Here is a 19,659-nt window from a genome sequence, read left to right on the forward strand (position 1 = left end):
AGCCCATGGAACTGCGTCATCTGCGCTACTTCACAGCGGTTGCGGACTTCGGAAGCCTCTCGGCAGCAGCACAGCGGTTGAATGTTTCACAGTCGTCCGTGAGCGAGCAGATGGCCGACCTCGAAGCCGAGATCGGCGGCGCATTGCTGGATCGCTCCGGTCGGCGCGTTCAACTCACCGCGGAAGGCTACGTGTTTCTAGAGGAAGCCCGCAAAACATTGCGGGCGGCAGAGCGAGCGGTTGATCTGACGCGGCAATCGCTGCATGGCGAAATTGGAACGCTATCGATTGGGTTCTTTCTCTGGGGCGCTGGAGGGTTCTTCCCCCGCATCATCCGCGAGTACCGGCGAACCCGGCCCGGAATCAGGCTTTCGCTCATCGAGATGCGCGCAGTAGAGCAGGTTGCCGCGCTGGAGGAGGGCCGCATAGACGTGGGACTAACGAGGCCGCTTGAGCCGCCGTTCGATCGCACGCTGCGCTCCGAGCTTCTGTATCGAGATCCCATTGTGGTGGCCATGCGGCCCGATCATCCGTTTGCCGGCCGCGACGTTCCCCTACGCTCACTGGCGAACCAGCCGTTGGTGATGGTCGATCGCAACTCCAATACGTTCCTGTTCGATAGCATCGTCTCTATGTGCGCTGCGGAGGGTTTTTCGCCGCATATTGCGAATACTGCATCATCCTGGCCAGGGGTATTGACGCTGATTGAGGCGGGTGAAGGCATCGCACTGGTCCCTGCAGGCATGCGCCATCTGCGCGCCAAAGGAATTACCTTCAGCCCACTGCTTCCAGAGACGTTGTCACTAGGGCTTTCGGTGTCATGGAACCCCAAGAACCAGGGCGTGGCGCTGCGTGACTTTCTCGCTTTGCTACGCGAAAACCGAAAGAGAATTCAAAGCAGTGGAGGCAGTTGAGAAGCCTTCCAAAATTACAATTGCCGTTGTTTGTTTCTCGTCGTCATCCTGAAGCGTAGCTGAAGGACCCCCGCATTGGGGGCAGCACGAATGCGGAGATCCTTCGCCGTTGGCTCAGGATGACGGCGAAAAACTAACAACTACCCCGCATGAAATCCAGCCTTCTTCATCGCAACCGCGACCTCCGCATTGCGGGCGAAGGTCTCCCACACAAAGCCAGTGCGCAGGTTTTCGGCCATCAACACGCCGATGCCCAGATCGATGCCGAGCACATCCGGGTCATACCACTTCGCCTCCGGATGGAACGCATCACAGAAGCCGTACCGTCCCCATGCCTTTTCTCCATAGAGATCTTTCAGCGAGCGCAGCACGCGAAGGCAGTTTGACGGCAGAAAGGGAAGAGAACCGGCTGTCGCATTGGGGACAACAGAACCATCGATGCCGCCTTCGCCCGGAGGCCCTCCCCAGGCGGTGTATCCATGTGCTGAGTCCGAGGCGCTGATCCCCCAGTAGTCAGCCGAATACGGCTTGCCCAGGTTGAGGCAGAAAGCCTCATGCGCCTGCGTCGCGATGACGGAGTTGTCGAAGTAGTTCGCGTACTTGTCGCGCTTGCCGCGAAAGTCGAACCACGCATGACTGTACTGATGCACGAAGAGCGGATCATCCGCGCTGATATAGGTGTAGTCCTTGTAGGTCATCTTCGGCCGGGCAAAGGCATCCCAGCTCGAGGCCGCGACAGGATGTGTCGGGGAACCCATGGCGAGCAGATAGATCATCATCAGTTCGCAATAGTGGTTCCAGTGGGCTTTGAGAAAGCTGCCATTCGCATAGCCCATCGAGAACGTCGTTTCGTTGTCGAGCATCCACGGCCAGTCGACGCGTTCGTAAAGTGCAGTCGCGAGCCGCACGATCTCGGCATCTTTGTGGAAGTGGGCACGAGCTGTCAGCACGCCGCACAGAAAAAGCGACGTGTCGATCGACGAAATCTCGCTGCCAGGGTAAGGGGTTCCTTTCTCAACATCGTTGAAGTGCGACAGGAACCCATGCTGGTGAGGCATCTGGTAGAGGTGGAAGTGCAGCGTCTTCCGCACCTGCTCCACAACCTTGGCGCGGGGTTGATAGCCACGCTTCTCTGCGATGCACAACGCTGAAAGACCAAAGCCTGTGGCGGCGATGCTGGCCATCCCACGAGGATCCAGTTTGCCGTCGGCGTTGGAGGCCGCGGCGCGGTCGAGCACCTGGCCCGTCGTCGCGCCTGCCTGCTCGACGAAGTACAGGCAGCCGCGACGTTGCATTTCGTCGAGAAAGACATGGTCCTCGTGCGTAAGGCCGCTTGCGAGGCTGTTGGGAGTCGCTGCGATCGCGAAGGCTGGAATTCGCGATTGCAGGGCCGATCCGGCAAGTAGCTTTAATAACGTGCGCCGTTTCATCGGGATTACCTTCCTACGACCACAAGTGCCAGACCATATGCCGGAACCGTGACCTGTAGTTTGCCTTGTTTAAGATGCAGGTGTTCCGCGGGTGCCATCTCTCCGGCAGCGCGAAGTCTCTTGATCTGTTCCTGTGTGAGGTCGCCCGGTGGCCGTCCCATTGCATTGAACTCCTTCAGCACGTTGCCGTGGTCTTCATCCACGCGCCACAGCTCGACGGCGGAGTTCGCGGGCACGTTCTTCAGTTCCAAATCGAACGTCTTCGCGGGGCCTGCGGGGCCGGTCGGCATCGTGTACGTGGGGCCAGTCCCTGTGGGAGGAGCGTAATCCCACAAAGCAATTGCGAGGCCGTCATTCTCCGTTGCTGTTGCCAGCGCGGACTCCGAAGTAACGGGAATTCGCCGGTCTCCCAGCTTATGCAGTACACGGAAGATATTGAGGGAAGGTTTTGGAATGCTGTCTGCGGCGAGCAGCCCAAAGCCGCCATAAAACGGCGACCGCACGACACCCTGTTCTTCAAAGACATCGGAGAAGGACCAGTAGTCCATGCTCTCGGTCAGGCCGTCGCATAGGCGGATATTGTTGGCCATCCATGGACCCATGTAGGTGGTGTCGGTAATGTTAGGCTCGTTGGCATAGCTGGCGTTGTACTCGGAGAAGATGAGCGGGATCTTCGGAAAGGCCGAGTGCAGTATCTCGTTGTGGACCTTTTCAACCGAGCGCCACACCATCTTGTCTCTTGGAATCTCCTCGTGGGTATTGAACACGTCTTCCGCCTTGTCATTGGCGTAGACATGGGTGGAGACGAAGTCGAGCGGCACATTTTCCGCCTTTACGTGCGCGAGAAAAGGCGCGACCCACCCAGCTTGTGCGGTGGACGGTCCACCGACGATCAGGCGCGGAGAAACAGCTTTCAGCGCACGAGCCGTGTGGTCGTAGAGCTCAAAGTACGTAGCCTGCTTCGGATCTCCCATCCAGAAGTCCAGATTGGGTTCGTTCCATACTTCGAACTTCCAGGTCGCAACCTCGTCGATTCCATAGCGCTTGACCAGGTGCTCGGCAAAGGCGCGAATCATGGCGTCCCATGCCGCATAGTCCTTCGGTGGAGAAGGATTGGGGTGGTACCAGAAGGCATGCGCCGCGTTCGGGTCGGAGGCCATCTTCTTCGGCATAAAGCTCATCTCGACGAAGGGCTTCACTCCATTGGCCAGCAGCCCATCGTAGATCTGGTCGACGTAGGAGAAGTTATAGACCGAGGCATCGTTGGCGGCCTGCGCGGCGAGACCAGGATTTTTGGTCTGACGATCCGGATCGTAAAGCCCAACCTCATCGTTGAAGATGCCGTGGAAGCGAACCGATTGGAAGTCAGTCGCCTGCTTTACTGTGCGGAGATCGTTGCGATAACTCTCCCGCAGCGAAAGAATGGCGCGGCCAGAGCCAAAGGTCTGTTCCCAGAAGTGAGGGAACGGTGTAGTCACCGCCTTTGCGTCGATGGCGATTTTTTCTTGCTCTTGTGCCTGGAGGGTAAACAGAGAGCTTGAAAGAAGGATGAGCCCTGCTGCCAGAGCGACAGAGTGAAGTTTTGATTGATTCCGCATGGTGTCCCTTCAATTTGTTGCTGTAAGGATTGTTCAGCCGTTCAGGCCATTTAATAAATTCACAAGGTGAGTCTTTGTTTTTTCTATCATTCGCTCTGAGTGCAGTCGAACGGGAGGGAATCCCCGAAACTGAAGTATTGAAGGAAAAGAGAGGGTGCCCATGAAGAGCACCCTCGTGTTCGAAGAGGCTAATAAGAGCGGTTAGAAGCTAAACCGAGCTTGGAAATCAATGGACCGCGATCCCAGAGCACTGCCAGCCTGACCCAGATTGGAATTTTGGATGTTAGCCGATAAGCTCGTGGGGCTGATGTTCAATAGATTAAAGGCGTTGTAGATGTTCGCCTTAATTTCTAGCCTGGCATCTTTACCGAGAATCTTCGTATTGGGGAAACCAAAAGCCTTCGCGATGGTGAAGTCAACATTGCGATATCCGGGTCCGGCGAAGGAGTTACGAACAATCCCGGGGGCCGGTAACAACCCTGTAGTGGTCGTTGCTGGGATCGCGGTCGTTCCATCTGCAAGAGCGGCCACATAGTCTGGAACCAGGAACTCATTATCCAAATAGCTAGTCGCATTGCCGCTATTTGGCACATGATGGGCAAAGTTGCTGCCCGTTTTGAAGGCGTTGTTACTCGTGCTACTACCGGCTCCGCCGAGGTAATATGGGCGCAGGTTCGTATACCCGTATCCGCAGTTTGAGCAGTAGGGCTGGTGGCCACCGATGTTATAGACTGGCGTCCATCCAAAACCGGAGTGCAGACTCATAATGCCGCTAAGAGTCCATCCACCAGCTACCTTTTCTGCCCATTCGTGGCCACCATGGAAAAGTACTGGCTGCCAGACGCCAAATAGTTTGAAAGCCTTATTTACATCAAAATCGGAACGGCCATAGCTGTAAAACCCAGGGTTTTGAAGATAGGCATCGCGTGCATAAGGACCAGAACCGGTGTCCATGCTCTTGCCCCACGTAAATTGAGCCTCGGTCGAGAATTGATGTGAAAACTGATGCTTTAGGCCTGCCAGCATCATATTGTTATTGGAACCTCCTCCCGCTCCAAAGGTGTTGATACCGTTTGGAACCAGGGGATTCTGAGCGTAGCCTTGGATCGCAGCCAGGGCCGTCGAATCATAGTTGTAGTAGAGATGACGGCTGGTGCTGCCAACATATCCCAGATCTGCTACAAGCGAGTGGCCAAGGTCGTATTGGAGAGTCAACGAATAGTGATTTGAGTACTCTGTCGGACGATTCGTGACGACAGCTCCGAGACTTGCTCCACCCCCGATCGGCAATCCGGCCGAGTTATACGAAGTTACAGCGTGAGGGTTAGGAGGATAACCGTTGATGTTACCCGAGCTGCTCGACACAGCGTACGAGATAAATGGATTGATTCCGGTTGGACCTGTACTCGTGAAGTTGTAATAACCCGCTCCCGGCGGGTTGCCGTCGGCTGCATTGTCCGTAGCGATCTCGCCCTCGTTGTAGTTCAACCCATATCCGCCACTGACCACCAGCTTGTCATGGAAGAGGTCCGGACTATAGTTGAAGCCAACCTGGGGCCCGAAGTTGAGATGCTGAGGCTTCCAGGCGCCGACCCCTTGATGAATCGTAAGTCCGGTCAGGAAGCTGCTTCCCGTGCCAAACTGAACGACACCCATATGCCCATCCTTGTCAGTCAGGGCGCCGAAGTACGAATAACGAAGTCCAATGTTGAAAGTTAGCTTCGGAGTGACCTTCCAGTCGTCCTGAATGAAGGCGCCGAACATATTTTCGCGGTTGTCGTTACGGAACTCTCCCGGTACGCCAGTCAAGTTGTTGAAGGAGCCTTGTTCGCTGTCCGGAGCATCGTTCAAAAAATCCCAGATGTTGTAAAAGCCATAATTTGGAGTTCCGATGTTATCGCTCAGATATTCAAGCCGTGTAAAGTCAACGCCAAACTTGAAGGTCTGCGAGTGGAATACCTTGGTGGCAACATCTTTGAAGCCATAGGTCCATTGATTGAGGTGCTGTCCTGCACTCCATCCCCATGACGCAAGCGATGCGGTTCCAGGACTGGCTACATTGGATTGAGGGAGTCCGTATGGGGCATTTGGATTGCCTTGGTTTTCGTTATAGCGCCACCCTGCAGCATTGGAACGTGCCTCGTTTAGAAAAGTCGGCGAGAAGATGTGGTTCCAAATCAGCGAGAAAGCATCATTTACCTGCGTGTGATTCAACAAATCATAGCCGCGGTTCGCACCGTTGTAGCTTGCCTTGGTTGAAGGAACCCAGTAAATTGCAAAACTGAGATGGTCCTTGCTGGTTGCATCTGCATCCACTCGGCCGTTGTACTGTTTGAAGTTTGTGCTGGTTGGGTTCTGTGTGATGTAGTTTGCAATATCCGCAACCTGGGTAAGACCGCTGCCGGTTCCCGGATTGGCGCTGCTAACGTATCCGAGGTCTTGCTTTCCAAGTCCTGAGGTAAGCGGGGATCCGATGTTCAGTCCTCCCGAAACCGTATTGCAGCTTACTCCTTCAGTGAGTCCGATACTTTGACAGGTGGATGTAACAATACCGCTGTTTGCGGGCGCATTTCCCTTGAAATTAAGATAGGTCGAAGCAATGCTGCCAGAGGTCGCCAGAGCATCGAATGCGGCGGTATCGTACCAGCCTGTTCCTGTTCCTGGATTATTGTTGGTTTGCCCTTCGTAATTAAAGAAGGCAAATATTTTGTTTTTCCAGATGGGCCCTCCGATGCTCCCGCCAAATTGGTTGTAGCGGTCCTCATCCCTGAGCAACCCGCGCTCAGAGGGAGTTTTTTTCGTGCCATCGGGATTGACTGATAATACCGAATTTGGGCCGTTCCAGCGCTGATAGGCGTTTAAGCCGGGGCGAACAATCTGAGCAAACAAGCTGCCATGGATCTGGTTTGTTCCGCTCTTGGAGGTAATCTCCGTCAGGGCCCCATTGAAACGGCCGTTCTCGGCGTCGTAGGCGTTCGTGACAATCTTTACGCTGCTAACAGAATCTTCGCTCGGTGTGATCACCGTTGCTCCACCCCAGACAGCGCTGGTTGTACTGATTCCGTCTACGGAGTAGCCATTGTTTTGAAACTCACCGCCATTGGTGTTGGCCGAAGCTCCATTCTCCGTCGAGAAGATGCTGCTGCTGTGACCCAGGTTGCCACTTCCAGCCGGTCCTGCTCCGGTCGCCGTTCCTGGGGAGAGAAAACCGCCTCCGCCCCCGCCTTGTGAGCCATCGGCTAGGACACCCGGAACCAACTGGATCAGGCTGGTTACATCCCGCTCGAATGCCGGTAAGTGTTGTATTTCGTTCGCGGTGATATTGCGTCCAAGCCCCGCGGTCTCTGTATCGATTGCGGGCTGAGTCGACGCATCCACGATAATGGTCTGGGTGTCGGCCCCGACCTGCATCTGCACATTTATGGCATTCGCCTGCTCGGGGATCAACTCTAGCTTGTCGAGAAACTGCCTCTGGAAGCCTTTCTTTTCAACCTGCAAGGTAAAGGTGTCAGGGGGCAGAGCGTTAAAGTTATAAACGCCGCTAGAATCGCTGGTGCGAACCTGCTTTCCATGTGTTCCGATGTCGGTCAGGGTCAGGGTTGCACCGGGAATCACGGCTCCGGTTGTGTCAGTGACTGTGCCTTGGATCGATGCGCGGTACTGAGCATGCGCAGCCAGGGATGCGACGCAGAGAAAGGCCGCGAACGCAAACCACCGGAATGCCCTGCGTTGAGGGGAAAGAGTGGTGGGAATCAACTTCATACTGCCTCCAAAAGAAAGTCCGACATCATAAAATGTTGGCGCTTGTAGTGACGCCTTAGGCAAACGATTGAGCGTATTAGGCAAACGTTTGAGCAAATCGAAACTATGCTCCGTTTGAAGTACGGCTGTCAAGGCCGTATCTCTGTTTTCCTTCCGGTGCAACCTGTGAAAGACTCAGCGAGTGGCGCCTTCGTCAAAGCACGCAACTAAACCGGGTAAGCCCAATAAGTCAGATGCAGCTTCCGGGCATGGCGCGCCTGCTTCGCTCGCAACTCTTTCGGCGCATCTGGGCCTTTCGGTAGCTGCCATCTCGCGTGTGTTGAACGGTGTTCCTGCCGCGAAGTCGATCCCCAAAGCCACGCAGGACCGCATCTTTGCGGCGGCCAAGCTGTTCAACTATCGCCCCAATGCATTGGCAAGATCGCTGCGCCACGGCCGGTCGATGATGGTTGGAGTGCTGGTTCCGGAGGTCTCGGAAGGCTATGTGACGCTGGTGCTCGCCGGACTCGAACAGGGCTTGCTGCAGGCCGGTTACGTCTACTTTCTCATCAGCCACCATCACCGCGAGGAGCTCATCGCAGGCTCACAGGCATTGCTGGTGGAGCGCTCCGTCGACGGCATTATTGCGATCGACACTATCCTCTCGCGATCGACACGCTTGCCGACGATCACTGTCTCTGGCCCCGAGGAGCAGCAGGGCATTACGAACATCGTGCTGAATCATCGTCGCGCTGCGGAGCTGGCGCTCGACCATCTGGTAGGGCTTGGGCATCGCGAGATCGCCATCATCAAGGGGCAGAGCTTCAGTTCCGATACCGAGCCGCGCTGGCAGGCCATTCGGCATGCGGCGGCGCGAGCGCACCTCAAGCTTGATCCAAAGCTCGTGGCCCAGCTCGAAGGCGACACACCCTCGCATGAGCCTGGTTACTTCGCCGCGCAGCGGCTGCTGGCTTCGGGTATTCCGTTTACCGCGCTGTTCACCTTCAACGACGTCTCGGCTATCGGTGCCATACGCGCTCTGCGGGAGGCAGGTCTGCGTGTGCCCCAGGATGTCTCGGTTGTGGGCTTTGACGATGTGCAGTCGGCTGCCTTCCAGAACCCCAGCCTGACCACGGTACGACAGCCCTTGCGCACCATGGGAATGCTCGCTGCCGAAGCCCTCGTGCGCCAGATTGCGGCTCATCCTGAGCATTCGCCGTCGAAGCAGTTAGTCGTCGATCCCGAGCTGGTGGTACGGGAATCTACCTGCCCTCCGCCAGTGAAGAAACGCGCGAAGCGGTAAAAGAGCGATTTGAAGTTTGAAAACTGCAGCTCGCCAAGGTTGACACAACGTCACGATTCTACCTATCCTGTGCAGACAGGTAGCTGAACATGTCTTACCATGATCAACAACTCGTGATGGCCTTCTCTGGCCTCTGTCCGGTCGCTCCCCGCTCCGGTTGTTGTTGTTGTTTCTGTTGCCGCTAACCTGCGAATCCCCCTCTTCTAATTTTTCCAAACGACTAGCTATATCTTTGCGCGTATCTTGAGCCCCGCTGGAATAAGCGTGTCTTCTCCTTATCTCCCCGGAGGCCTATTGTTTTTCCTCAGAAACATCTCTCTTTTATTGGCATTAATGGCATCTTGTAGTGCTGTGGCATTGGCCCAGGTGGACACAGGCGCTATCGTCGGCACAGTCGTCGATGCGCAACAGCAGCGTGTACCCGGCGCTACGATTCGGTTACGGCGCGAAGAGACCGGTGTAGAACGCACCGCGAAGTCAGGCAACGATGGCAGCTTCACCTTCTCTCCTCTCGCCATTGGGACGTATTCGCTCACCGTGGAGCAGGAGGGCTTCGAGCGCTATGTGCAGACGGGTCTATCGATAACGGCACAGTCCACTTTGCGCGAGGATGTCGCGCTGCACGTCGGCGCGGTAACGCAGACAGTAGAGGTAGCCTCGGCGCTGCCGTTGCTGGAGACGCAGACTTCCTCTCTGCAGCAACTGGTAAATGCGCGCAGCATTAACAACCTGCCGTTGAACGGCCGCAACGTAACGTTTCTGGCACAGACGGCTCCCGGTGTCACCATTGCACAAGCAGATTCCCGCGGGCTGGCTGCCAGCGGTTCTTTCAGTGCGAATGGAGCGCGCCGTGGGCAGAACGACTATCTTCTCGATGGCATCGACAACAACGCAGCCATTGCAGACTATGTGAATCAAACGCAGTACGTCATCATGCCTCCGCCGGATGCGCTGCAGGAGTTTGTGGTGCAGACCGACAACTACTCGGCAGAGTTTGGGCACTCCGCTGGTGCCGTATTGAATGTCTCGACCAAGTCAGGTGGTGATGCCTTTCACGGCGATGCCTGGGAGTTCTTCCGCAACGACGTTCTCGATGCTCGCAACTACTTTGCTACGGCAGCGGCCAAGCCCGCCTATCGTCAGAACCAGTTCGGCTTTGCGCTCAGTGGACCGGTGGTGATTCCTAAGGTGTACAACGGCCGTGGCAAGACTTTCTTCTTCTTCGACTACCAGGGCACGCGCATCGCACAGGACAGCAGCAAGGTAGTCACCGTACCTACGCTGGCCGAGAATCAGTCCGGATTTACGAACTTCACCGATCTGATTGCGGGGCAAAGCGGAACCAAGACCGATTTGCTCGGAAGAGTCTTTCCGGTAGGAACGATCTTCGATCCGGCAACCAGTCGACCAGTGACGACGAAGCAGAGCGATCCAACCACGGGCTTGATAGCGACCGGTACCGGTTATGTGCGCGATCCATTCTATGCGGGTGCGATAGCCGGGCAGACGAACTTTACCTCTGCCGCGCAGGTGGCGCTGCTCAACCAGTTACCCAGCGGACGTCTGAACGCCAATGCAATTGCCTTACTAAAATTATTCCCTTCGCCGACGGCTGGTGGCATTACAAATAACTACACCTCGTTCCCGACGGTGACGAATAACAGCGATGGCATCGATCTGCGCATTGATCAACACTTCAGCGATCGCGACTCGGCATTTGCGCGTTACAGCTATCTCGATACCGATCAGCTGAACCCAGGCCCATTCCAGGGTATCGCGGATGGCCAGGCCAGCCGCCCCGGCAATGGATGGACACAGGCGCAGAACGTGGCTGTGAGCGAGACGCACATCTTCACGTCCCAACTGGTCAACGAGGTGCGCGCCGGTTACAGCCGCGTCGTCGATATCCGTCGTCAGCCCTTTGCCAACCAGTTAGGTATTCCGGCACAGTATGGCATCGGTGGTATTCCGCAGTTTCCGGGCAATGGTGGTTTGCCCTCCTTGACGTTTGGAGCGCTGGCCAATCTAGGACAGTCGGGTTCTCTGCCCAGCAATAAGGCCAGCGATATCCTGCAATTTTCCGACAACATTACGATCTCGCACGGTAGCCATGTGTTGCGCGGCGGGGTGCTCTACCAGAGCCTGTCTTATCCAACGTCGACTCCTTCGGCATCGCGTGGATCCTTTGGCTACAGCGGCATCTACACCTCTATTGTGAGCCAGACGGATGGCTCTACCGATCGCGCGCAGTTTGTTCTGAATCCGACGGTGAACTCGATTGAGCATGCCAGCACTACCGCTTACGACAACATAGGCGGCGCAAACAGCGTCAGTGCCTCCAGCTTTCCGCCCATCAGCAATCTGCACCGGAGTTACTTCGGAACCTATGTGCAGGATGACTGGCGCGCGACCCCGCGTCTAACGCTGAATCTCGGTCTGCGCTGGGAGTACTACGGTGTTCCTACGGAACGCAATGATCGACAGGCCAACTTCATCCCAGGCTCCTCGAGCAACCCCGCTGTTGGCGCACAGTTTATCGTTCCGCAGTCGCAGGTAGCATCAGTACCGCAAGCATTTATCGCACTGTTGAACAAGGACAACATAGCCTTCGTTCCAACGGACAACAGAGGGTTGGGGACAGCTCAGAAAGGAAATTTTGCTCCTCGTTTTGGCCTGGCTTATCAGGCCACGCAACGCGTAGTCATCCATGCGGGCTTTGGATTGTTCTATGGCGGCTATGAAAACTATGGCCTCAGTGCACAGCCGGGAGCAAACTTCCCATTCAATATTGCAACGAGTTACTCCGCGGGCAATCCAGTAACTCCTTTGACCCCTGATAACTCCATCGGCACACTAAGCAATGGACTGACAAACGTTCCGCTCAGCGCTGCCAATGCCAATCTAACCAGCATTACACTGTTGGGCCGGCAATATAACTGGAAGAGCGCGTACACCGAGGGCTATAACCTGCAGGTGCAATATCAACTTAGTGCAACTACTGTCTTGAAGCTGGCGTATGACGGCTCGGTATCGAAACATCTGCAAACACCCATCAATACAAACACGCTCGATGTGGTCCTCCCCGCGACCGCCAACGCGCAGACGAACAGTTTCTTTCCTGACTTCGCGCGAGGTGGCACCTTTATTACTCCGTCGGGCGTTACGAACTACAACGGATTGCAACTGGATCTGACTCGCCGTTGGGCGAACGATCTGACAATCGACGCCAACTACACGTGGTCGAAGTGCATGGGGGATGCACGAGATCAACTCGACAACAACATCGGCAGTTACCGCGCGCCCTATGTTCCGGGTGCCGGTATTGGTTTCGACTACGCCCTTTGCGACACGGATGTTCGCAATATCTTCCATGCCAGCGGAACCTATGAGTTGCCGTTTGGTCATGGACATGCCCTCCTTACACACGGCCCTGCGTCTTATGTGGTTGGTGGATGGTCGCTGCAGGGGATTGCAACCGTGCAGGATGGCCAGCCACTTACCGTAGCTTGCTCCATTACCACCGCAGCTGGTCTCGGTTGCAATGCGTTGAAGGTTCCAGGGCAGAACCCCTATGCAGGTCCGCATAACGCGACGCAATTTCTGAACCCGGCGGCCTTTGCAAATCCCGCCACAGCGGCCACTGGACTTGCCGCATTGGGTGGATCGCCCACGCAGGTGAGCGGACCCGCCTATCATAAGCTCGATGCCTCGCTCTTTCGCGAGATTCCTCTTGTTGCAGGAACAAGGCTGGAGATTCGTGCTGAAGCATTCAACGTAACCAATACGCCAAACTTCTCCGCTCCTGGGAGCCTTACCTTCACAACGCCCTCTACTTTTGCGTCGATCACCAGCACGCGCGACAATTCAAGACAACTGCAGTTTGCTGCAAAGATCTATTGGTAGGAGTTTGAAATGCCGGAAGAAATAGCGAGTCGTAGATCATTTTTGAAAAGCACAGTAGCAGCTGCAGTGGCCGCCGCCGTTCCTGTCGCCGCGGAGGCAAAACAGGCTACAACCAAGCCCTCCTCCCCTCCCAATATCGTTCTATATCTGGCCGATCAATTCCGGTCGGACTTCGTTGGTGCCAGCGGCCGCAATAGCTCGACACGGACGCCGAACATCGATGCCCTTGCCGCTCGAGGCAAGAACTTTACCCATGCAGTCACCAATCAACCTGTATGCGCCCCTGCACGCTCGGTGATATTTACAAGTCGCTATGCTACCGAGACCGGAGTTTGGCACAACGGCCTGGAGCTGGATAAGTCACTGCCGACTCTTGCAGGAGAGTTGCGCAAGGCCGGCTACTCGGCGAACCTCATCGGCAAGTGGCATCTTGCTCTCGAGAACCCGGCAAACGGTGGTAGCCCTGGCGCTGTCAAGGCGGAAGACCGCGGCGGTTTCCTCGATCTTTGGGAGGGTGCTAACGCCATCGAAAACACCTCGCACCCCTATGAGGGGACTATCTGGGATCGAGATGGAAAAGAGATTACCTACAAGGACGAATACCGCGTCGACTTCCTCACCGATCGCGCCGAACGCTTCCTCCGTCAGAAGCACGACAAACCATTTTTCCTCTTCATCTCGCAGCTTGAGCCGCATCAGCAGAACGACATGCACCAACCCATTGCTCCCAAGGGTGCAGCGGCGCGCTTCGTCAACTCGGTTGTGCCTGACGATCTCCGCGCGTTGCCGGGCACCTGGCAGGCTCAGCTCCCGGACTACTACGGTTGCATCGAATCCATCGATGCCTCGGTGGGCCGCGTGCGCCGCATCCTGGAAGAGGAGCATCTCGCCGAGAACACAATCTTCGTCTTTATGAGTGATCACGGCTGCCACTTCATGACGCGCAACCAGGAGTACAAGCGCAGCACACACAACAGTTCGATTCGCGTGCCGCTTGTGATCGACGGTCCCGGCTTCCGCGGAACACAACAGATCCCGGAACTCATTGGCCTCATCGACCTCGCGCCCACACTGCTGGAAGCGGCGGGGGTCCCTGTGCCCTCCACGTGGAAGGGTCACAGCGCACTTCCGCTGCTCAACGATCCAGAAGCACGGCAGCACTGGCCGAACCAGCAGCTCATCCAGATCAGCGAGTCGATGACAGGCCGCGCGATCCGAACGCCGGACTGGACCTACTGTGTCGCGGACATCTCGGGTGGCAGGGAACTCGCCGCCAAGACCTACACGGAATATCAGATGTACGACCAGCGCGCTGACCCCCATGAATTGGTCAATCTTGCAGGACGCAAGGAGTATCGAGAGAAAGCCAATGAACTGCGCGAACAACTAAAGAAATTGATAGTAGCTGCTGGCGAACCGGAGCCGGAGATCTTGGAGGCGAAGCTTTATCCATAGTGCCTCAGCGAAGCCTTTGCTTTTCTTTCTGTCATTCCCGGAGGGAATCTGCTGTTTGCGTGTAGCGCCTGGAAAATCCTGTCTAGAAAATCTGCCAAGACACAGACCAAATCATTCCACTCCTGTAACCCCGAGTAGAAACAATAAGTAACACCCCAGAAATTCTAGAAATCACAGGGGCACATTTCTAGAATTCTCTGGCTTACAATCCTCCGCCAGCTCTTTTATGTCATTTCCACCCGATACCTTCGCGGCACAAACCCTGTAAGAATGTTCCACGTAGAACATTTTGCTTCCTATGAGCAACGACAAACCCAACTCCTGCTGCACGCCGGTGGCTGCCCGCGAAATATCCTCACCGATCAAGACGCCACAGGCCACATCCATTCACGCCGCAACTCGCGCAACAGTATCGCTTCCCGGCGGAAGTTTTCTCATGGGCACGAACTACTCACAGGGCTTTCCCGCTGACGGCGAAGGCCCTGTCCGTCGCGTCACATTCTCGTCCTTCGACATCGACACCTACCCTGTTACGAACGCCGATTTCGCCTCCTTCATCGCTGCAACGAACTACCGTACCGAGGCTGAAGTCTTTGGCTGGTCGTTTGTCTTCTGGGCGCATATTCCAGAGGAACGTTTCGAAGCTGTTGTCGAAGATACCGTTGCGCAGACGCCTTGGTGGTGCAAGGTTCCTGGCGCAACCTGGGACCATCCTGAAGGTCCCGGTTCCGACGTCAAGGGCAGACAGAACCACCCAGTCGTTCATGTGTCGTGGAATGATGCCGTAGCCTATGCTGCCTGGGCAGGGAAGGTGCTGCCGACAGAGGCGCAGTGGGAGTACGCCGCGCGGGGTGGCCTCGAACAGAAGCTCTACCCCTGGGGCGATGAGCTGACTCCTGAGGGCAGGCATCTATGCAATATCTGGCAAGGCCAGTTTCCCCAGCTCGATACCGCCGCAGACGGCTATGCAGGAAGCTGCCCGGTCGATAGCTTCCCTCCGAACGGCTATGGCCTGTACTCCTGCACCGGCAACGTGTGGGAGTGGTGTGCTGATTGGTTCAGTACGGCATTCTCTACCTTGCAAGATCCAGCGGGGCCGTCAGATGGCCAGGCGAAGGTGATGAAGGGCGGTTCTTTCCTGTGCCACGCTTCGTACTGCAATCGCTACAGGGTGGCGGCTCGAACCTCCAATACTCCTGACAGCTCGGCCTCGAATATTGGCTTCCGCTGCGCAAGCAAAGCCGCCGAATAGACGACCTCAGTCGCGATCATTGCCATAGATCGGAATGCCCTGTTGCACACGAAAGGCGATGCTCGCGGCACGAGCGGTAAAGTCCGATTGCGGATACTTCTGGCGCATCTCATCGGCGATGGACTCGCAATTCTTCGCGGCAGCGTCTGAATTCTTCTTGTTCTCGTCGACGGAGTACATCGTCACCAAGGCGCCCTGGCGATAGACGGCATCGTAGAGCGCTTCGGCAGACTTGGGTCCGCCAGGATAGCGGTCGGCATACTTCAGATAGAGATTCGTCTCCATCTCAGGACACTTCGGCAGCCCCTGCCAGTCGCCGCATAGTTTATTGTCGAGCAGTTCGAACGCCGCTCGTGCCGCTACTGGAGAGTCCGGATAGAGTTTCATCAGATGCTTGAACTCGCCCTCATACAACTGCGGTCGCAGGAAGGCCTCCTGCTCATGCGCGCTGGGCAGCGTGGAGATGTCGAGCTTGTCGAGCTGCCAGCGAATGTCGGCAGAGCGAAACGCGGCTTCCGGTGCGAGGGTAGAGTTGGGGAAGTAATCGGCTACGCGACGATAGAGCAGATGCGCAGCCTGTGCGGCGCCTTTGGGTGGATGAGGCTCTGAGGCCTGGGCCTCATACTCGGCAGCTGCGCCGTAGATTAACTGATCGCCGTTTGGCGTTGTGGGACCGACGATGCCTTTGTCTCGAATCCAGCCGGAACTCGGGTCGGGATTCGCTTCGGGTTCTTCGAACTCGGGTTTGGAGTCCGGGTCTGCGTCTTCCTTGGTATCGGTGTTGGCAAAGACGTTTACCCAGGGCCCGTTGTGCGCCGTAACGACGACCTCATGCCCCGGGGTTACGGTAATGACCGGCGGGGCGCCGCCGTCTGGGGTGACATAGACGTTAGCCGTATGCAGCACCGTCGCTCGCGCCGAACGGTCATAGCCGCTGCGGTCGTCTCTTTTCTGCTTCTGAGCGAGCAGCAGCGTCGGCGTGAGAAGAACTGCGGCGATGAGACCAGAGAATCGCATGGATGAAATTTTAGACGTGTGCGGCGGCTTCGGATTCGAGCTCCGCCCGCAGCACTGGATCGAGGTTACCTCCCGAAAGCACTGCGACCACCTTGTCGGCCTTCGGGAGCTGCTGTGAATGGAAGAGAGCCGCCGCCAGCGCAACCGCGCCTGAGGGTTCGGCGACCAGCGAGGTTGCGCTCAGGATGATACGTAATGCGGCACGAATCTCGTCTTCTGTGACGGTCACAATGCCGTCGACGAAGTGAAGAATGTGCTCGAAGTTGCGTTCGCCGAGCGATTGCGTGCGCAGGCCATCGGCCAGGGTGCGCGTGGTCTTTGCGGCAGGCCACTCAACGAGCGTGCGCGTGTCGAACGATTCCTTGGCGTCGCCGGCAAGCTCCGGCTCGCATCCCCAGACCTGTGGAGTATGACTGCCCGCTGCGAGCTTGATGCCGCTGGCGATACCAGAGAGCAGGCCTCCACCAGAGACAGGCGCGAGTACGAGGCCCACGTTGGGAAGTTGTTCGAGAATCTCCAACCCGCACGTCGCCTGCCCGGCGATGACAGCCTCGTCGTCATAGGGAGGCACCATCGTATAGCCATGCAGCGCTTCAAGCTCTTCAGCCTTCTGCTTGCGCTCCAGGCTGCCGGGGCCAACAGTGACGATCTCCGCGCCGAGTGCAACGGTAGCTTCGCTCTTCAGTCGCGGCGCGTTGGAGGGCATTACGATGACCGCCTTCGCTCCCCGTGCTCGCGCCGCATACGAAACTCCTTGTGCGTGATTGCCAGAAGAATAGGTGATCACGCCGCGCTTCAGCTGCTCTGCTGGAAGCTGCGCGATCTTGTTATATGCGCCGCGCAGTTTGAAGCTGCCAATAGGCTGAGCGGATTCGTCTTTTAGATAGATGTCCGGCGTTGTGTCGGCGAGTTCCGCGAACCCGGCCATACGCAAGCGGGCGCGGCTGAGACGAACCAGGGGAGTGCGCACAGCAGTATCGGCGATACGTGTCTGCGCAGCGTAGATATCGGTGAGGGTAATGAGGTTTGGCATAAGTGGGATTACAAATGAAATGGTAAGACTGGAGCCAACAGGATACGAGCAAGAACCGCAGCTGAGGCGAAAATAAGAGCTTTCAATTGTGGTGTGGAAAACGAGCCTGTTGAGAGCGCTGTTCCCGTTCGTTGTTTTCGGAACATAAGCAACATTGACCCTATACATGACACCGTAGCAAATGCCAGCCAAGAACCTTCCATAATGGCAAAGTCCTTGACGGGTTGAGGTGCAAGGCAACCCATTACGATACAAACCACGCTAAGAAGTTCAACCCCTGACAAAATCCGCCAAAGAGGTGGACGCAGATAGATCAGCAACCCAAACATCAAGAGTACAGATAGGAAGGCCCCGAGATAGATAGCGGTATCGAAGTTCATGCTTTTGTCTCTGCCGCATGCAGAATCAGGGCAAAGAAATGCACTAGCCTCCAGCGGTCCATTGCGGTCGGGCCGTGTCTGTCTATGTCGATGTGAGTAAGGACAGGGGAGATTAGCGATGCCTTCAGCGTCTCACTTGGTAACTCGCTGGCCATCCACAGCGTTTCAGCAGCGGGGATGATGTTATCGCCCTCGCCGTGCAGTAGGTAGACCGGCGTTGTGAGCTGCCGCAAGTGGCCGCGCGGGCTCACACCAGCCATATCCGCGATGTGTTTTGTCTCTGCAGCGGCCAGTTTGTCGCGAGTCATGACGGACGTGGTGTCCAGTAGTTGCTTCATTTCGGCGAGCTGTGCGGGCATCAATACTGCCAGTGCTGCCTTTTCAGCTGCACCGTCTTCGTAGAGATGCGCGCGCAACACTGCCCGCAGTGGAATCAGATCCGCAGTTGGAGCGAAGTCCTGAAGGTTTTCGTATTCCATTACGAGTGCGCCGTACTCGTGCGGGGGCAGTAACTCTTCGGTTCCATCGGGACGCAGATCTTGGCCTGTGCGGTAGTACTGGGCTACGCGCGACATCGCATCCTGCGAGCCGATAGCCACCACGAACTTGATGCTCGACCGGAACTGCGGGTCGGAGGCCGCGAGCAACGAGAGCCCTCCTGAAAAGCTCAGGCCCATCACCCCAACCGGTCGTTCTCCATTCTCCTGTGCGAACCACGTTGCTGTATCGCCGATGGTCGCAATCGAGTTCGCGCCAACGTGATAGTCCTTAATGTCTGACAGTTCCGGTGTCAGCACTCGAAGGCCACAGGAGGCCATCGCCGAGGCGAAGGCGATAAGTCTTGGCTCGTCCATGCCGAGGTGGTGCACGCCATGCAGCACCACCAGTGCGGGTGCATTCGGGTGGTGCAGGGGCGAGTAGAGCCGAGCCCGCACCGTTCCCTGGCTGGTGTTGAGACTCACGTCGTGTGTAGTGATGGGTTCTGTAACCAGCTCGTGCAACAGCGCAGGAACCGGCTGGTTTCCTACAAGGTCCAGTACTGCGACTGCTTGCAGGTGCGCCTTCGCGAACGGCCAGACGAACGCTGCCGTCACGACAGCGAACAATAAAACGAAGGCAGCCCAGATCTTGCGCGCTGCGAGCGCCGCTATCCCAGTAGATCCGGAAGCATTGTGTTGTTGTGTTGAAGTTGGCATTCGCGAAGACATGGTTGATTAGTGGCGCAGTACGAAATACAGGGCTATCACCAGTAGAGCCACATTGATGGCCAGCACGCCGATGAGTACCTCCGTATTGAGTCTCAATGCTTTCTCAAGCCGGACAACGTGCTCTTCCGCGGCTTCCACGGCGGCTTTTGCCGTGCGAACCTCGGCGGTAATACCGGCGAGCTTTTCGCTCTGGTCATTGAGCTGGCGATAAAGACTTTCGTGAGCCGCGGTCGCCTGGCCGATGTCGCTGCGCAGGCCTTCGGCCATTGCTTCCATAGCGCGGCGGTGGGTCTCTTCGGTCTCCGACTTATTTCGAAAGAAGCGATCGGCTACGGGAATCAGCCGAGTGACGTGAGGAGCGAGTTCGATCAGTTGTGCAACAGCCTTGGGCCACATGCTACGGATTGTAGCGCCGATCTCGGGCT

13 protein-coding genes are annotated in these 19,659 nt (G+C 56.6%); 5 read left to right on the forward strand and 8 right to left on the reverse strand.

Features of this window, described 5'->3' with window-relative positions:
• The first annotated feature begins 5 nt into the window (after positions 1–5).
• Positions 6–914 carry a LysR family transcriptional regulator gene (locus GSQ91_RS10965; RefSeq protein WP_158821592.1) on the forward strand — a complete coding sequence of 303 codons (909 nt, stop codon included), beginning with the start codon at positions 6–8 and terminating at the stop codon, positions 912–914.
• Between the two features lie 140 nt (positions 915–1,054).
• Here GSQ91_RS10965 and GSQ91_RS10970 read toward each other — a convergent pair whose 3' ends face one another.
• The 3 genes from GSQ91_RS10970 to GSQ91_RS10980 form a co-directional block, all read right to left on the reverse strand.
• The gene (locus GSQ91_RS10970; protein WP_158821593.1) at positions 1,055–2,344 is read right to left on the reverse strand and encodes a glucoamylase family protein; all 1,290 of its coding nucleotides are present in this window, start codon (positions 2,342–2,344) and stop codon (positions 1,055–1,057) included.
• 5 nt (positions 2,345–2,349) lie between these two features.
• Positions 2,350–3,942 carry a glycosyl hydrolase family 39 gene (locus GSQ91_RS10975; RefSeq protein ID WP_158821594.1) on the reverse strand — a complete coding sequence of 531 codons (1,593 nt, stop codon included), beginning with the start codon at positions 3,940–3,942 and terminating at the stop codon, positions 2,350–2,352.
• A 201-nt stretch (positions 3,943–4,143) separates the two neighbouring features.
• Positions 4,144–7,704 (reverse strand): TonB-dependent receptor, encoded by a 3,561-nt coding sequence (locus GSQ91_RS10980; RefSeq protein ID WP_158821595.1) that lies wholly within the window; start codon positions 7,702–7,704, stop codon positions 4,144–4,146.
• Between the two features lie 181 nt (positions 7,705–7,885).
• Here GSQ91_RS10980 and GSQ91_RS10985 point away from each other — a divergent pair, with 181 nt between their 5' ends.
• The 4 genes from GSQ91_RS10985 (at position 7,886) to GSQ91_RS11000 (ending at position 15,596) form a co-directional block, all read left to right on the forward strand.
• Complete coding sequence (locus GSQ91_RS10985) at positions 7,886–8,986, forward strand: LacI family DNA-binding transcriptional regulator (protein WP_158821596.1); 1,101 nt, start codon at positions 7,886–7,888, stop codon at positions 8,984–8,986.
• A 351-nt stretch (positions 8,987–9,337) separates the two neighbouring features.
• The gene (locus GSQ91_RS10990; protein ID WP_254064501.1) at positions 9,338–12,889 is read left to right on the forward strand and encodes a TonB-dependent receptor; all 3,552 of its coding nucleotides are present in this window, start codon (positions 9,338–9,340) and stop codon (positions 12,887–12,889) included.
• 42 nt (positions 12,890–12,931) lie between these two features.
• Positions 12,932–14,344, forward strand: a complete 1,413-nt coding sequence (locus tag GSQ91_RS10995; RefSeq protein ID WP_254064502.1) for a sulfatase-like hydrolase/transferase — start codon at positions 12,932–12,934, stop codon at positions 14,342–14,344.
• A 298-nt stretch (positions 14,345–14,642) separates the two neighbouring features.
• Positions 14,643–15,596, forward strand: a complete 954-nt coding sequence (locus GSQ91_RS11000) for a formylglycine-generating enzyme family protein (RefSeq protein ID WP_158821599.1) — start codon at positions 14,643–14,645, stop codon at positions 15,594–15,596.
• A 6-nt stretch (positions 15,597–15,602) separates the two neighbouring features.
• On the opposite strand, the gene GSQ91_RS11005 is transcribed toward GSQ91_RS11000, so the two are convergent.
• The 5 genes from GSQ91_RS11005 to GSQ91_RS11025 are packed head-to-tail and all read right to left on the reverse strand — an operon-like array spanning position 15,603 to position 19,630.
• Positions 15,603–16,613, reverse strand: a complete 1,011-nt coding sequence (locus GSQ91_RS11005) for a tol-pal system YbgF family protein (protein ID WP_158821600.1) — start codon at positions 16,611–16,613, stop codon at positions 15,603–15,605.
• 10 nt (positions 16,614–16,623) lie between these two features.
• On the reverse strand, positions 16,624–17,646 hold the full coding sequence (locus GSQ91_RS11010) for a threonine/serine dehydratase (RefSeq protein WP_158821601.1): 1,023 nt from the start codon (positions 17,644–17,646) through the stop codon (positions 16,624–16,626).
• A gap of 8 nt (positions 17,647–17,654) precedes the next feature.
• The gene (locus GSQ91_RS11015; RefSeq protein ID WP_158821602.1) at positions 17,655–18,026 is read right to left on the reverse strand and encodes a hypothetical protein; all 372 of its coding nucleotides are present in this window, start codon (positions 18,024–18,026) and stop codon (positions 17,655–17,657) included.
• Positions 18,023–19,222: an alpha/beta hydrolase gene (locus GSQ91_RS11020; RefSeq protein WP_216845177.1), complete on the reverse strand. Its 1,200-nt coding sequence runs from the start codon at positions 19,220–19,222 to the stop codon at positions 18,023–18,025. Before GSQ91_RS11020 ends, GSQ91_RS11015 begins: the two co-directional genes overlap by 4 nt.
• Before the next feature lie 18 nt (positions 19,223–19,240).
• Entirely contained in the window at positions 19,241–19,630 is a 390-nt protein-coding gene (locus GSQ91_RS11025; protein ID WP_158821603.1) for a hypothetical protein, read from the reverse strand.
• Between the last annotated feature and the right edge of the window lie 29 nt (positions 19,631–19,659).

It is taken from the genome of Granulicella sp. S156, from assembly GCF_009766105.1.
In the GTDB taxonomy this organism is placed as follows: domain Bacteria; phylum Acidobacteriota; class Terriglobia; order Terriglobales; family Acidobacteriaceae; genus Granulicella.